The following is a 15,484-nucleotide window of genomic DNA, read 5'->3' as shown; positions in this document are numbered from 1 at the left end:
TCGCCGCGTCCGTCGGCAACGCCGTGGAGTGGTACGACTGGTACGCCTACACCTTCCTCGCCACGTACATCGCGGGCGAGGTCTTCCCGCAGAGCGCCGACAACTCGCTCGTCCCGCTGCTGTCCACCTTCGCCGTCTTCGCGGTCGGCTTCTTCATGCGGCCGGTGGGCGGGCTGCTGATGGGGGCGGTCGCCGACCGGCACGGCAGGCGTGCCGCGCTGACGGTGACCATCCTGCTGATGGGCGGCAGCAGCCTGCTGGTCGGGCTCACCCCGACGTACGCCGCCGTGGGCGTGCTCGCGCCGGTGGTCCTGGTGCTGGCCCGGCTGCTCCAAGGACTGTCCGTGGGCGGCGAGTTCGCGGCGTCGACGACGTTCCTCGTGGAGTCGGCGGGCCCGGGCCGGCGCGGTCTGTTCTCGTCCTTCCAGTACGTGTCGACGTCCATCGGCCAGCTGATCGCCTCGGGCGTGTCCGCGCTCCTGGTGAGCATGCTCAGCGACGGACAGATGGACGGGTGGGGATGGCGCATACCGTTCCTCGCCGGTGCGCTGCTGAGCCTGGTCGGGTTCTGGATCCGGCAGGGCGCGCAGGAGACGCGGTCCGCGGACCACCACCGGCCCGGCCTCTTCGACGCGCTGCGCCAGTACCCCCGGCAGTCGCTCCTCATCGGCGGCATCACGGCGGGCGGCACGCTCGCCTACTACACGTGGACGTCCTACCTGCCGACGTACGCGGAGCTGAACACCGGCATCGACAAGTCCGACGCACTGCTCGTCGGCACCGTCTCGCTCGGCTTCTTCGCGCTGCTCCAGCCGGTCGGCGGACTGCTCTCCGACCGGTTCGGACGCAAGCCGCTGCTGCTCTTCTTCGGGCTCGGGTTCGCCCTGCTGAGCGTGCCGTTGCTGCACTCGCTGTCCGGCTCGGTCCTCTCGCTGCTGCTCGTGCAGTGCGGCGGCATGGTGCTGCTGACGGGCTTCACGTCGATCTCCGCCGCGGTCAACGCCGAGGTGTTCCCGGCGCGGGTGCGGGCGGCCGGGATCGGGTTCCCGTACTCGCTGACGGTGGCGCTGTTCGGCGGCACGGCCCCGTACATGGGGACCCTCTTCAAGGAGATCGGGCACAGCGGACTGTTCCCCTGGTACGTCGCCGCGCTCTGCCTCGTGTCGTCGGCCGTGTACCTGCGGCTCCCGGAGAGCGCCCACCGGGAGCTGGAGCGGTGAGCCCTTCCTGGTCCTAGCGGGCGGGGCCCGCCTTCCAGTAGCCGCAGAACGTGATGTGGTCCTTGGGCACGCCCTGTTCCACCCAGTGGCGGCGCAGTCCGGTGGCGAGGCCCGATTCGCCGACCACCCAGCCGTAGAACGGCCCGTCGGGCAGCGGCAGTCGGCGGGCCCGCTCCAGGGCGGCCGCGCCGGGGACGGCGGGGCCCGTGGCGCCGCGCTCGACCCAGACGATCTCGACGCCGGGCGGCGCCGTGAGGTCCTGGCGGTCCTCGGGCGTGGGGACCTCGGCGACGGCGGTGCCGGTGGTGTCGTCGGGCAGTGAGGCGAGCACGCCGGCGAGGGCGGGGAGGCCGGACTCGTCGGCGGCGAGAGCGACGCGGCGGACGCCGTCGGGTGGGTTGAAGCCGATGCCCTCGTCGACGAGGACGACGGCGTCACCGGGCGCGCAGCCCTGCGCCCAGGACGCGGCGGGGCCCGGCGCGGCCGCTTCGGCGTGGTCGTGCAGCACGAAGTCGACGTCCAGCTCCGGGCCTTCGGGTCCGTCGGGGCGGTGGGCGCGCACGGTGTAGTTGCGCAGGACGGGCCGGTCGCCCTTGGGGGCGGTGAGGAGTTTCAGGTAGCTGAGGGTCGTCAGGCGGTCGGGGACCCGGTCGAGGGAGTCGGCGCTGCCCCCCGGCGCGGGCAGGAACAGCCGGAACCACTGGTCGTGGCCCATCGGCCGGAAGCGGTCGAGGTCGCCGCCGCCGAGGGTGACCCGCACGAAGTGCGGCGAGAGGCGGGTGCGCCGCAGGACGTGCAGCCGCAGGGGCGCCGTCGTCTCGGGCTTGACCCGGGTGGGGGTGAGGTTTCCGCGCGACATGACGACTCCTCAGTGGTGGATGTGGGCGGGGTCGAGGAGTTCCTGGATGCGGTGACCCACGTCGTGCGGGCCCCGCGCCTCGGTGAAGAACGGGACGCGTACGTCGTCGTGACCTGCCGCGCGCTCCAGCCGCAGCACGAGGCCCTTGCGGTCGATCCGTACGGGGCGGACCCGTTCGACGCCGGTGAGGCCGTCGGGGCCGTAGAGGTCGGCGAGCTGGACGAGGACGTCGGCGTGGCCGGTGTCGAGGTGGCCGAGGAGTTCCGGTTCGCGGGCGGTCAGCGGGTCGGGGGCCGCGGCGGCGAGGGCGGCCGCGTCGAGGGAGCGCACCGTGTCGTCGTCGGAGAACGCGGCGCGCGCGGGCCGGAAGACGAGGGTGCCGGGCCCCGCGGTGGTGAGGCGGCCGCTGAGGGTGAGGCGGGCCCTGACCCGGTCGCGCACGGCGACGGGGGCCACGTCGGTGAACTCCGCGTAGGCGGCGAGCCCGGAGCCGGGGGCGCCGGCGAGCTGTTCGGTGAGGTGCGGGTCCGCGGGGTCGAGCAGCACGAGCCGGGACGCGGCGTCGACGGCGTGCAGGGCGACGCAGTCGATCCGGTGGTCGCCGACGGTCGTGGTGAGCGACAGGGAATCAGCGGCGGCGAGGACCGTCCGCGCGCGCTCGGCGTCGGTGGGCTCCGGGTGTGTGTCTGGGGCGGCGGCCATGCTCACTCCAACTCCTCCACTGCAAGATTAGGTAAGGCTCACCTTACTTAATCCTGGAGTGGAGGAACACCCGGGGTGCGGGCCAGGTCGCATTCGAAGCGCATCGATTGATCGAAGCGGGGCGGAAATGGTTCAACTGGCCTGCCGCTCAAGCCTTGTCGTGACCTCGCGGCGCTGACTAGCCTCTCCATGATCGAAGCGCTTCGAAACCACTTCGAAACCACGACTCCACGGAGAGGTACCTGCATGTCAGGCGGACTCCCTGTCACTCCCGTCACCCCGGTGATCCCCGGCTTCCATCCCGACCCGAGCGTCTGCCGGGTGGGCGACGACTACTACCTCGCGTGCTCCAGCTTCGAGTACGTGCCGGGGGTGCCGCTCTTCCACAGTCGCGACCTCGTCCACTGGACGCAGATCGGCAACGTCCTCGACCGGCCGGGCCAGTTGCGGCTGCCCGTGGACTCGCCCTCGTCGGCCGGGGTCTACGCCCCGACGCTGCGCCACCACGACGGCCGGTTCTGGCTGATCGTCACCGTCGTGGGCGGTGGCGGGAACCTGATCGTCACCGCCACCGACCCGGCGGGCCCCTGGTCGGACCCGGTCCCCCTGCCCGGCGTCCCGGGCATCGACCCGGACCTCGCCTGGGACGAGGACGGCACCTGCTGGTGCACGGTCGCCGGGGTGTCGCAGGTGCGCATCGACCCGGCCACCGGCGAGACGTCCGGCCCGCCCCGCCGCCTCTGGTCGGGCACGCCCGGCGCCAAGGCCCCGGAGGCACCGCACCTGTACCGGATCGGCGCCTACTGGTACCTGCTCATCGCGGAGGGCGGCACCGAGCGCGGGCACGGCGTCTCGGTCGCCCGCGCCCGCACGCCCGAAGGCCCCTTCGAGCCGTGCCCGGCCAACCCGGTGCTGAGCCACCGCTCCACGGACGACCCCGTCCAGAACACCGGCCACGCCGATCTGGTGCAAGCACCCGACGGCTCCTGGTGGCTGGTGCTGCTCGGCGTCCGGCCGGGCGGCGGCACCCCGGGGTGGCACGTGCTCGGCCGGGAGACGTTCCTCGCTCCGGTGACGTGGGAGGACGACTGGCCGGTCGTCGGCCCGCTGACCAGTGGCGAGCGGACGCCCGCCGCGCCGTTCTCCGACGACTTCGAGGACTCCGTCCTCGGCCACTGCTGGATCTCGCCGCGCCACCGCTCCCCCGAGCACTGCACCACGAAGGAGCGTCCGGGGTGGCTGACGCTGCGCGCCGCCGGGGAGTCGCTCGACGCCCCCGACGTCGTGTTCGTCGGCCGGCGCCAGCAGGACCTGTCGTGCCGGGTGCGGGTCGGTGTCGACCCGGCGCGAGGGCGCGGCGGACTCGCCGTGCGGCTCGACGAGTCCCACCACTACGAGATCGAGGCGGACGCCGGGGAGGTGCGGGTGCTCGCCCGGATCGGCCCGCTGCGCACCGTGCTGGCCTCGCTGCCCCGGCCGGGCGCGGGGCCGCTGACCCTCGGCGTCGACATCACCGCGACCGAGGAGCCGCGGGACGCCCGCACCGGCCCGGACACCCTCACGTTCGGGGTCGAGGAGCCGGACGGCGCCTTCACCGCGCTCGGCACCCTCGACGGCCGCTATCTGTCGACCGAGGTGGCCGGCGGGTTCACCGGACGCGTCATCGGCATGTATGCCGCGTCCGGCACGGTCCACTTCGACCGGTACGACTGCACGCCCGTACCCGACCGCTACAACTCCCTCACCTCGTAAAGGAGTTCCGTCCCCGCCACCTCGACCGACAGCCCCCCGTCCGCCCCGTCCCGGCGCACCCGGTACGTGGCGCCGGGGGTGCCGTCGTGGTCCGGCACCGTCACCGTCACATCGGCCGCGTCCGGCGTGACCAGGAGGGTGAGCCCGTCCGGCCAATCGCCGTCAGGGCGCCGGTCGTCCGCGCCCAGCGGCAGCACCGCGCCCGGCCGCACGTACAGCGGCAGGCTGTCGAAGCCGTGCGTCTCGCGGCGCCAGCAGGGGCCCTGCACCCGCTCCCCGGTGAGCAGCTGCGTCCACGTCCCCTCGGGGAGGTAGAACTCGACGTCGCCGTCCTCCGTGAAGACCGGGGCCACGAGCAGGTCGGGGCCGAGCAGGTACTGGCGGTCGAGGGTGCGGCACGTCGGGTCGTCGGGGAAGTCGAGCAGCATCGGCCGCATCACCGGGACGCCGGTGCGGTGCGCCTCGACCGCGGCACCGTACAGGTACGGCATGAGACGGTGCTTGAGGAGCGTGAACTGCCGTGCCACGTCGACCGCTTCCTCGCCGAACTCCCACGGGACGCGGTAGGAGACGTTGCCGTGCAGCCGGCTGTGCGAGGAGAGCAGACCGAAGGCGAGCCAGCGTTTGAAGACCGCCGGGTCGGGGGTGCCCTCGAAGCCGCCGATGTCGTGCGACCAGAAGCCGAACCCGGACAGCGAGAGGGACAGGCCGCCGCGCAGCGACTCGGCCATCGCCGTGAACGAGGCGAAGCAGTCGCCGCCCCAGTGCACCGGGAACTGCTGCCCGCCGGCGGTCGCCGAGCGGGCGAAGACGAGAGCCTCGCCGCTGCCGCGCTCCTTCTCCAGGAGTTCGAAGACGGTGCGGTTGTAGAGGTGCGTGTAGTAGTTGTGCATGCGCTCCGGGTCGGAGCCGTCGTGCCAGACCACGTCGGTGGGCACGCGCTCGCCGAAGTCGGTCTTGAAGCTGTCGACGCCCTGGTCGAGCAGTCCGCGCAGCTTGCCCGCGTACCAGTCGCGGGCGGCCGGGTCGGTGAAGTCCACCAGGGCCATGCCGGGCTGCCACAGGTCCCACTGCCAGATGTCGCCGTTCGGCCGCCGCACCAGGAAGCCCTGGTCGGCGGCCTCGTCGAAGAGGGCGGACTTCTGGGCGATGTACGGGTTGATCCACATGCTGATCCGCAGTCCGCGGGCCTTGAGGCGGGTGAGCATGCCCACCGGGTCCGGGAAGACGTCCGGGTCCCAGGTGAAGTCGGACCACTGGTACTCGCGCATCCAGAAGCAGTCGAAGTGGAAGACGCTGAGCGGGATGGCGCGTTCGGCCATGCCGTCGACGAACGAGGTGACGGTCTCCTCGTCGTACTCCGTGCAGAAGGACGTCGTGAGCCACAGGCCGAACGACCAGGCGGGCGGCAGGGCGGGACGGCCGGTGAGCGCGGTGTAGCGGCGCAGCACGTCCTTCGGGGTGGGCCCGGCCACGATGTGGAACTCGATCGACTGGTCCTCGACGCTGAACTGGAGCTGGCCGACGGACTCCGAGCCGATCTCGTAGCTGACCTTGCCCGGATGGTTGACGAGGACGCCGTAGCCGCGCGAGGAGAGGTGGAACGGGACGTTCTTGTAGGCGAGTTCGCTGCTGGTGCCGCCGTCGGCCTGCCAGATGTCGACGGTCTGGCCGTTCTTGACGAACGGGGTGAAGCGTTCGCCGAGGCCGTAGATGTGCTCGCCGACGGCGAGGGCGAGCTGGGCGACCATGTGGTGGGCGCCGTCGGGGGTGGTGGCGAAGGCGGTGCCCTTGCGTTCGACCGCGGTCAGTCGTCGGCCCGTCGACGCGTCGAGGATCTCCAGGCCCCACTCCCCCGCCGTGTCCAGGCGCAGGGTGAGCGGTCCGGTGGTCAGTTCGGTGACGGTGCCGTCGCGGGTGACGCGGGCGCCGCTGCCGCCTTCCGTGGGCAGCAGCTCGAAGTCGGGGCCGCGGCGGCGCCTGCCCGCGTGGTGGGTGAAGCGGATGCCGATGACGCCCTCGGCGGGCGAGAAGCAGTCGACTGTGATCAGGGGCGAGTTGAGGGTGTCGCCACGGTCGCGGACGGGCCGGACCGCGGCGTACGCGGTGAAGCGCTCCTGGTCGGCCCTGACCTCCCGGACCTCGGTGGCGTAGGTCGCGTCGACCCCTTCGCGCATCAGCCAGAAACCGTCGGTGAACTTCATGCGTCAACCCCCCGCGGGACGAAGGTGAGCCGGGCGATGCGGACGTCGCCGCCGAGCCGGACGCGCAGGTCGCGCACCCCGGTGGCGGTGAAACCGGCGTCCACCGTGACGTAGTCGTACGGGCCACCGGTTGCGGGGACCTCGATGCGGCAGCCGTCGGCCAGTTCGACGGTGCCCTCGCCCGCGGCCTCGACGCGCACCCCGGTCACGCCGTAGGCCCCGAAGTCGCAGGCCCGGTAGAGGAGTTCGCCGGTGCCGGTGACGGCGTCGCCGTGGGTCCTCGTCCGGTCGACGATCTCGGTGCCGGACTGCTCGTCGTACGCGGCCGCGTCGAGCCCGTCGGCCAGGACCGGCCGGGCGGCCGGTGCGTCGCCCTCGACGGTCAGGGTGGTGGTGAGCCTGATGTCCTCGCAGGAGGCGCCGACGAGGAGTTCGTAGGTGCCCGTGGTGACGCTCCACCGGCCGCGCGCGACGTCCCAGTGGCCGAGGTCCGCGACGGGCACGGTGAACGTGACGCGTTCGGACGCGCCGGCCGCGAGGGTGATCCTGCGGTGCGCGAGGAGCTGGCGGCGCGGGCGCGGCACCGGCATACCCACGGGCCGGACGTACAGCTGCGGGACCTCGTCGGCCGTGCGGTCCCCGGTGTTGGTGACGGTGACGCTCAGCTCCAGCGTGTCGGCGCCCTGCCGCACGGACGGGTCGGCGTAGCCGAACGAGGCGTAGGACAGGCCGTGCCCGAACGGGTACAGGGGCGTGCCCTCGAAGTAGAGGTACGTCTGCCGGGAGCCGACGACGTCGTAGTCGAGCAGGTCCGGCAGGTCGGCGTCGGCCGCGTACCAGGTCTGCGGGAGGCGTCCGGCGGGGCTGACGTCGCCCGCGAGGACCCGGGCCAGCGCGCGGCCCGCGGCCTGGCCGCCGTGGGCGGTCCACAGCAGGGCGGGCAGTTCGGCGTGGGCGTCGGGGACGGCGTACGGATAGGCGGAGACCAGGGCGAGGGCCGTGTTCGGGTTGGCGGCCCTGGCCGCGCGCCACAGGCGGTCCTGGTGCGGGGGCAGGTCGAGGGTCGTGCGGTCCTCGGTCTCCCGGCCGTTGATGTGCGGGTCGTTGCCCGCGACGACGATCACCACGTCCGCGTCGGCGGCGGCGCGGGCCACGGCGTCCTCGCCGCGCTCCACGAACTCGACGTCGAAGACCGTGCCGTTCTCGTCGGGGGCGGCAACCTTCACGCCGTCGGCGGCGACAGAGACGTATCCGCCCCTACCCGTGTGCTTGAGGAGGTGCCCGTCCTGGTGCGGTTCGAGCGTGAACGTCTCCTGGACGACCCAGCCGCCCGGCTCGTCGGCCGACGCCCGTACGTACCCGTCGTCGGCGACCGACAGGTAGCGGCCGTCGGGCGCGCGCAGGGTGAGCACGCCGTTCCCCCAGTCGACCAGGGCGAGTTCGGTGCCGTGGCCGGGATCGGTGGTGAGCGGCGGCAGGTCGGTGCGGCCCGCGAGGAGCGCCGGGTCGAGGGCGCCCTCGGCGCCGCGTGCCGCGTCGTCGGCGGCCGGGGCGTCGGGGACGCGCAGCAGGCCGGCGGCGCAGCGCAGCCGGATCCGGTCCACGCCTTCGGCGTAGCTGACGCGGTCCGTGCCGAACCGCTCGCGGAGCCCGTCGAGCGGGGTGGAGCGGTGCAGGAGGGTGCCGCTGTACCAGTCGGTCTTGCACGCGTCGGCGAGCAGGCCGACCAGGGCGATGCGGGTGTCGTCGGCGAGCGGCAGCAGGCCGTCGTTCTTGAGCAGCACGACCGCCTGCTCGGCGGCTTCGGCGGCGAGGTCGCGGTGGGCCTCGGTGTCGAAGTCGCGTACGTCGTCGAAGGGGTCGGTCTCCGCGAACTCGCCGAGCCGGGCCCGGACGTCGAGCTGACGGCGGACCGCGGTGTCGATGTCGGTCTCGGAGAGCAGCCCCTGGTCGAGGGCGCGCCGGACGCGTCCGGTGATCGTCGACGACTCGGTGCCGTGGTCGGTGAAGCTGTCGACGCCCGCGACGAGCGCGGCGGCGGTGGCCTCCTCGTGGGTGGCGAAGTAGTGCTCGGAGTCGACGAGGTTGCTGGGTGCGCCCGCGTCGGAGCAGACCAGCAGCTCCTGCTCGGTCCAGGTCCTCAACTGCTCGCGCAGGTACGGCGATACGTGGTTGGGCCGGCCGTTGACCAGGTTGTAGGCGGGCATCACCCCGGCGACGGCGCCGGCCTCGACGGGGCGGCGGAACGCCTTGAGGTCGTACTCGTGCAGGACGCGGGGGCGCACGGACGAGGACGTCGTGTCCCGGTCCGTCTCGTTGTTGTGGGCGAGCCAGTGCTTGAGGACGGGGGCGGTGCGCCAGTACGTGGGGTGGTCGCCGCGCAGGCCGCGGGTGTACGCGGTGGCGATGGCGGCGGTGAGGCACGGGTCCTCGGAGTAGCCCTCCTCATTTCGGCCCCACAGCGGGTGGCGCAGCAGATTGACCGTGGGTGCCCAGACGTTGAGGCCGACGCGGTCGTCGCGGGCGCGCATGGCGCGGACCTCGGCGGAGACGGCGTCGGCGACGCGGCGGACCAGGTCCTCGTTCCAGGTGGCGCCGAGGCCGACCGCCTGCGGGAAGACGGTGGCCGGGCCCATCCAGGCGACGCCGTGCAGCGCCTCCTGCCCGGTGCGGAACGCGGCGAGGCCGAGCCGCTCGACGCCGGGCGTGAACTGGTGCAGCAGGGCGATGCGCTCGTCGAGGGTGAGCCGGGCCAGGAGGTCGTCGACGCGCTTGTCGTCGGCCGCTGCGACACCGGGGATGAACGGGAGTCTTTCGGTCACGTGCGGGTCCCTTGGCGGAGAGGTTCGGAGAATCTTCGAAGCGCTTCGATGCTCCGTAGTCCGGTTGGCAGGTGTCAAGTGGGCGGCAGGGAATGTGCGTTCAGGAATTCTGTGCACCAGTCTTGTTACGCGAGAGGTGCTCCCTTAGCCTCGCTGCAACATCGAAGCGCTTCGACAAATATGCGACGCGTTCCCCGAAGGGTTACCGCAATGACGCCGAACTCGCCCTCCGCCTCCGCTCCCAGCCGGAGAAGTTTCCTCGCCTCGACCGCCGTGGCCGCCGCGGCGGTGGCCGGCGGCGTGCCGCTGCTCACCGCCTGCGGCGGGTCGGAGAACAAGGACCGGGAGGGCACCACCTCCGGGAAGGCCGCCGACAAGTTGCTGCCGACGTTCGTCGCCAGCAAGTTCGCCGATCCCGACATCGCGTCGAAGAACGGCTCCGCGGCCGGCTACACCGGCAAGGTCGAGCTCTCGGCCCTCGCCGCCTCGGTCGCGAAGCCGCTCGGCTCCGGCGCCCCCTTCAAGGTCATGTCACCGTTCTGGGGCTCGCCGCCGAAGGCGGACTGCGCCTACTACACGGCGCTGGACAAGGCGGCCGGCACCAAGGTCACCTGGCAGAACCAGGACGGCAACACCTACGGCCAGAAGCTCGGCGCGGTGCTCGCCTCCAGCTCCATACCCGACATGGTGGTCGTGCCGATCTGGGAGCTGGTCGGCAAGATCTCCAACGCGGTCACCGCCAAGTTCATGGACCTCGGCCCGTACCTCGCGGGCGACAAGGTGAAGAAGTACCCGAACCTCGCGGCGATCCCCTCGGACTCCTGGAAGATGGGCATCTTCGGCGGCGCGCTGCGCGGCATCCCGATGCCGACCGCGAGCGCGACGTTCAACATCGCGTACTACCGCAAGGACGTCTTCGACAAGAAGGGCTACAAGGTCCCCACGTCGCCCGACGAGTTCATGAGCTGGGCGAAGGAGGCGACCAGCGCCAAGGCCAAGGTGTACGCCGTCGGCGACATGTCCTGGACCGCCTTCAACGTCTTCGGCGTCCGCCCCTCGGGCACGCTCGGCTGGCACATCGGGGACGACGGCAAGCTGACGTACCGCATCGAGCAGCCCGAGTACCTGGAAGCCCTGGAGTGGACCCGCAAGCTGTTCGCCGCGGGCGTCGTGCACCCCGACGACAAGGCCCGCTCCGGCGACGCCGGCCAGCGGTTCACCGCCGGGAAGATCCTCATGTACAACATGGACATGTCCCACTGGTACGGGAAGACGGCCGAACAGGCCAAGTCCAACCCGGACTTCAAGATCGAGGCCATGGACATCTTCGGCTCCGACGGCGGCGATCCGCAGCTGTGGGCGAGCCAGCCCGCGAACATCTGGTCGCTGATCCGCAAGGGCGCCTCCAAGGAGACGGTGGAGAACGCGCTGGCCGCCGCGAACTTCGCGGCCGCGCCGTACGGCACCAAGGAGCGCATGCTCGTCGACTACGGCGTCGAGGGCACCCACTACACCGTCAAGGACGGCGTCCCGGTCAAGAACGACCAGGGCAACCAGGAGGTCGTCAACGCCTGGGTGATGCTGGCCGCCCCCGCCCCCTACTTCGCGCACCCGGACTACCCGGACGTCGCCCGCAAGCAGGTCGAGTGGGAGCAGCGGATGGGCGCCTTCATGAAGAAGACGTCGACGTACGGCATGAACATCGTCGAGCCGACCCGCTACGCGAACCTGTCCAGCCAGTTCGAGCAGCTGGAGATCGACTTCGTGCGCGGCAACAAGAAGCTGTCCGACGTGCAGCAGGCCATCTCCACCTGGAAGTCCTCCGGCGGCGACAAGCTGCGCGACTGGTACAAGAAGCTCATCGACAAGAACGGCAGCGGCAACTGATGTCACTCACGGCCGGGAGCCGGCCGGACGGGACGCGTCCCGCGGCGGCCGTCGAGGAACCGACGGCCGCCCTCGTCCCGGAGGCGGCTCCCCAGAAGGGCGCGGCGCACAAGGTCCCCTGGCGGGTCCGGCTGCGCCGCGACCGCGCGCTCATCCTGATGACACTGCCCGCCATCGGGCTGCTCGTGCTCTTCAACTACATCCCGCTGCTCGGCAACGTCGTCGCCTTCCAGGACTACGACCCGTACGCGTCGAGCAACGGCATCACGGCGATCTTCCACAGTCCGTGGCTCGGCGTGGAGCAGTTCTCGCGGATGGTCGACGACCCGCTCTTCTGGAGCGCGGTGAAGAACACCATCGTGCTGTTCCTGCTGCAGCTGGTCCTGTTCTTCCCGATCCCCATCGCGCTCGCGCTGCTCATCAACAGCGTGATCAGGCCCCGGGTCCGGGCCGTGGCGCAGGCGATCATGTATCTGCCGCACTTCTTCTCCTGGGTGCTCGTGGTCACCGTGTTCCAGCAGGTCTTCGGCGGCGCGGGCATCATCGCGCAGACCCTGGAGGACCACGGGTGGAGCGGCTTCGACCTGATGACGAACGCCGATCTGTTCAAGTTCCTGGTCACCGCGCAGTCCGTGTGGAAGGACGCCGGCTGGGGGATCATCGTCTTCCTCGCCGCGCTCGCCGCCGTCTCCACCGATCTGTACGAGGCGGCCGCCATGGACGGCGCCGGCCGCTGGCGCCGCATGTGGCACGTGACGCTGCCCGCGCTGCGCCCGGTGATCGCGCTGCTGCTCGTGCTGCGGGTCGGTGACGCGCTGAGCGTCGGCTTCGAGCAGTTCCTGCTGCAGCGCGACGCGGTCGGCGTGGGGGCCAGCGAAGTACTCGACACCTATGTGTGGAACATGGGCATCCAGAACGGCGACTTCAGTTACGCGGCCGCTGTCGGCCTGGTCAAGGGCGCCATCGGCGTCTGCCTCGTCCTCGCCGCCAACAAGTTCGCCCATCTGCTCGGCGAGCAGGGGGTGTACAAGAAGTGAGCCTCAATACACAGCTGATCCGCAGCCTGAAGGCCCCCGCCCGACCGGTGTGGGAGGAGGCTCCGAGCCGGGCGGGACTGTCCGCCAAGAGCGGCTTCCTCGTCCTGTGCTGCCTGGGCGTGCTCGCCCCGCTGTGGATCGTGATCGTCACCAGCCTGTCCCCGAAGCCGGTGATCGACCGGGCCGGCGGGCTCGTCGTGCTCCCGCAGGGCATCACCTTCGTCAACTACACGGAGCTGCTCAGCGGCGGCCAGGTCAGCCGGGCGATCCTCGTCTCGCTGGGCGTCACGCTCGTCGGCACCGTGTTCTCGATGGCGGTGTCGGTGCTCGCGGCGTACGGCCTGTCGCGTCCCGGCAGTCTCGGTCACCGGTTCCTGCTGATGGCGCTGATGGCGACGATGTTCTTCGGGGCGGGCCTCATCCCGACGTATCTGCTGGTGCAGTCGCTGGGGCTGACGGACACCTATCTGTCGCTGATCCTGCCGAGCGCGGTGAGCGTCTTCAACATCCTGGTGCTGCGCGGGTTCTTCATGGGGATCTCCCCCGAGCTCACGGAGTCCGCCCGGATCGACGGTGCGGGCGATCTGCGGATCCTGCTGACGATCATCATGCCGCTGTCCCGGGCGGTGCTCGCCGTGATCTCCCTGTTCTACGCGGTCGGGTACTGGAGTGCCTGGTTCAACGCCTCGATCTACCTCACCGACCAGGACATGATGCCGTTGCAGAACGTGCTCATCCAGCTGGTCCAGAAGAACACCGCGACACCGACCGGCCTCCAGCAGGCGGTCCGCACCGGTGAACTCTCCACCCTCGGGCTGCAGATGGCCGTCATGGTCCTCGCCCTGATCCCGGTCGCGGTGGCCTCACCCCTCGTCCAGCGCCACTTCAAGAAGGGCATGCTCACCGGCGCCGTCAAGGGCTGACGCCGCCGCCCCGCACTCCCGCCGCCCCCGGTGCCGCTCCCTCGGACCGGGTGCGGCGGGGCACCACATCCCCTGACGTTCCCGGAGCCGCACCATGATCGCCCCCGACGGCCGCCTCCTCTTCGGCGGCGACTACAACCCCGAGCAGTGGCCCGAGGAGGTGTGGGCCGAGGACGTCCGGCTGATGAAGGAGGCGGGCGTCACCTCGGTGACGCTCGGCGTCTTCTCCTGGGCGCGGCTCGAACCACGGCCGGGGGTCAGGGAGTTCGGGTGGCTGGACCGGCTGATGGACCTGCTGCACGCGCACGGCATCGGCGTCGTGCTCGCCACGCCGACCGCGTCGCCGCCGCCGTGGCTGGGCCGGCTGCACCCGGAGACGCTGCCGCGCGACGAGGACGGGCGGACCGTGTGGTGGGGTTCCCGCCAGCACTTCGCGCACTCCAGCAGCGCCTACCGGCGCTACGCCGCCGCGATCACCGAGGACCTCGCCCGGCGCTACGGCCACCACCCGGCCCTGCGCATGTGGCACATCAACAACGAGTACTGCACCTTCGACCACGGCGACGAGGCGGCCCGCGCCTTCCGCGGCTGGCTGCGCACCCGGTACGGAACACTGGACGCGCTCAACTCGGCCTGGGGCACGGCCTTCTGGAGCCAGCACGTCGACACCTGGGACGACGTGATCCCACCGCGCCGCGCCCAGTACCTGCGCAACCCGGCCCAGCTCCTCGACTTCCGCCGCTTCACCTCGGACGCGCTCCTGGAGTGCTACGTCGCCGAGCGGGACATCGTGCGCCGGCACTCCCCCGGCCACGTGCCGGTCACCACGAACTTCATGCCGTTCTGGATCGGCCAGGACGGCTGGGCGTGGGCCGGACAGGAGGACGTCGTCTCGGTCGACGTCTATCCGGACCCGCGGGACCCACTGGGCGGCCAGTACAACGCGATGATCGCCGACCTGACCCGCAGCCAGGCCCGCGGCCCGTGGATGGTGATGGAGCAGGCGGCGGGCGCGGTGAACTGGCGGGGCGTCAACCGCCCCAAGCCGCGCGGTCTGAACCGGCTCTGGTCGCTGCAGTCCGTGGCGCGCGGCGCCGACGCCGTCTGCTACTTCCAGTGGCGCCAGTCCCGGCAGGGCGCGGAGAAGTTCCACTCGGGGATGCTCGGCCACGCCGGTCCGGACGGCCGGTCGTTCGCCGAGGTGAAGCGGATCGGCGCTGAACTCGCCGCGCTGGGACCGAAGGTGACGGGCACTCGGCTGACGGCCCAGGTCGCCGTCCTGCACGACTGGCACTCCTGGTGGGCGGGGAGCCAGGAGGCCCGGCCGTCGACGGAGGTCGACTACGAGGACGTGGTGCGGGCCTGGCACCGGGCCCTGTGGGAGGCCCACCTCACCACCGACTTCGCGCATCCCGAACACGACCTGTCGGCGTACGCGATGGTGGTCGTGCCGCAGCTGTACCTGCTCACGGACGCGGCGATCGAGAACCTCCTGGCGTACGCGCGCGGCGGCGGGACCCTGGTGTGCGGGTTCTTCACCGGCGTCGCGGACACCGACGACCGGGTGCGCCCCGGCGGCATGGACCCCCGGCTGCGCGAGCTGTTCGGCATCCGCACCGTGCACGAGTGGTGGCCGCTCGATCCCCAGGAGACCGTGGACTGCGGCGAGTTCACCGGCACGCTGTGGTCGGAGGAGCTGACCGCGGCCGAGGACGCCGAGGTGACCGCGGTGTACCGCGGCGGCGAACTCGACGGACTGCCCGCCGCGCTGCGCCGCGGCCGCGCCCACTACCTCTCCACGCTCCCCGAGCCCCCGGCCCTGCGCTCGCTGCTCGCGGGCGCGGCCGCCGAGGCGGGCGTACGGCCTCCGCTGTCCGGCCTCCCCGCAGGAGTGGAGGCCGTACGCCGTGGCGAGCTGCTGTTCCTGCTGCACCACGGCACGGGCGAGGTGACGGTCGACCTGCCGGCCGGCGCCTTCCGCGATCTGCTGACGGGCGAGCCGCGGTCGGGGCCGCTGGCCCTGGGCCGTTTCGGCGTCGCGGTGCTCGCCCCGGCCCGTCCCGGGGAGCGGTGACCCG

Annotated in this window: 10 protein-coding genes; 6 read left to right on the top strand and 4 right to left on the bottom strand. The window is 71.7% G+C overall.

The annotated features are described in order from the left end of the window. On the top strand, window positions 1–1,220 hold a 1,220-nt coding region (locus M4J07_RS29185), incomplete at its 5' end, for an MFS transporter (RefSeq protein ID WP_255976447.1). 13 nt (window positions 1,221–1,233) lie between these two features. On the opposite strand, the gene M4J07_RS29180 is transcribed toward M4J07_RS29185, so the two are convergent. Continuing rightward, window positions 1,234–2,079 carry a siderophore-interacting protein gene (locus M4J07_RS29180; protein WP_255976446.1) on the bottom strand — a complete coding sequence of 282 codons (846 nt, stop codon included), beginning with the start codon at window positions 2,077–2,079 and terminating at the stop codon, window positions 1,234–1,236. Between the two features lie 9 nt (window positions 2,080–2,088). Continuing rightward, window positions 2,089–2,781, bottom strand: coding sequence for a DUF2470 domain-containing protein (locus tag M4J07_RS29175; protein WP_255976445.1), 693 nt, complete (start codon window positions 2,779–2,781; stop codon window positions 2,089–2,091). Between the two features lie 246 nt (window positions 2,782–3,027). Here M4J07_RS29175 and M4J07_RS29170 point away from each other — a divergent pair, with 246 nt between their 5' ends. After that, window positions 3,028–4,533, top strand: a complete 1,506-nt coding sequence (locus tag M4J07_RS29170; RefSeq protein WP_255976444.1) for a glycoside hydrolase family 43 protein — start codon at window positions 3,028–3,030, stop codon at window positions 4,531–4,533. Here M4J07_RS29170 and yicI read toward each other — a convergent pair. Together yicI and M4J07_RS29160 are read right to left on the bottom strand one after the other, a co-directional pair. Further along, window positions 4,512–6,737, bottom strand: coding sequence for an alpha-xylosidase (gene yicI / locus M4J07_RS29165; protein ID WP_255976443.1), 2,226 nt, complete (start codon window positions 6,735–6,737; stop codon window positions 4,512–4,514). The genes M4J07_RS29170 and yicI overlap by 22 nt on opposite strands. Then, window positions 6,734–9,592: a glycoside hydrolase family 3 C-terminal domain-containing protein gene (locus M4J07_RS29160; protein WP_374215100.1), complete on the bottom strand. Its 2,859-nt coding sequence runs from the start codon at window positions 9,590–9,592 to the stop codon at window positions 6,734–6,736. The genes yicI and M4J07_RS29160 overlap by 4 nt, the downstream gene beginning before the upstream one ends. Window positions 9,593–9,769: 177 nt before the next feature. Between M4J07_RS29160 and M4J07_RS29155 the strand changes: the two genes are divergently transcribed. The 4 genes from M4J07_RS29155 to M4J07_RS29140 all read left to right on the top strand — a co-directional run bounded on the left by M4J07_RS29155 (window position 9,770) and on the right by M4J07_RS29140 (window position 15,480). Continuing rightward, window positions 9,770–11,446 carry an extracellular solute-binding protein gene (locus tag M4J07_RS29155; protein WP_255976441.1) on the top strand — a complete coding sequence of 559 codons (1,677 nt, stop codon included), beginning with the start codon at window positions 9,770–9,772 and terminating at the stop codon, window positions 11,444–11,446. Beyond that, a complete protein-coding gene (locus tag M4J07_RS29150) occupies window positions 11,446–12,483 on the top strand; it encodes an ABC transporter permease (RefSeq protein ID WP_255976440.1) in 1,038 nt (345 codons plus the stop codon). Before M4J07_RS29155 ends, M4J07_RS29150 begins: the two co-directional genes overlap by 1 nt. Further along, window positions 12,480–13,406 (top strand): carbohydrate ABC transporter permease, encoded by a 927-nt coding sequence (locus M4J07_RS29145; RefSeq protein ID WP_255976439.1) that lies wholly within the window; start codon window positions 12,480–12,482, stop codon window positions 13,404–13,406. Before M4J07_RS29150 ends, M4J07_RS29145 begins: the two co-directional genes overlap by 4 nt. Window positions 13,407–13,500: 94 nt before the next feature. Further along, window positions 13,501–15,480 carry a beta-galactosidase gene (locus M4J07_RS29140; protein WP_255976438.1) on the top strand — a complete coding sequence of 660 codons (1,980 nt, stop codon included), beginning with the start codon at window positions 13,501–13,503 and terminating at the stop codon, window positions 15,478–15,480. Window positions 15,481–15,484 lie beyond the last annotated feature (4 nt).

The sequence above is a fragment of the Streptomyces longispororuber genome (genome assembly GCF_024448165.1).
Taxonomy (GTDB): Bacteria; Actinomycetota; Actinomycetes; order Streptomycetales; family Streptomycetaceae; genus Streptomyces; species Streptomyces longispororuber_A.
Note: the sequence above shows the minus strand (reverse complement) of the source record. Positions and strands in the feature narration are given on the sequence as shown.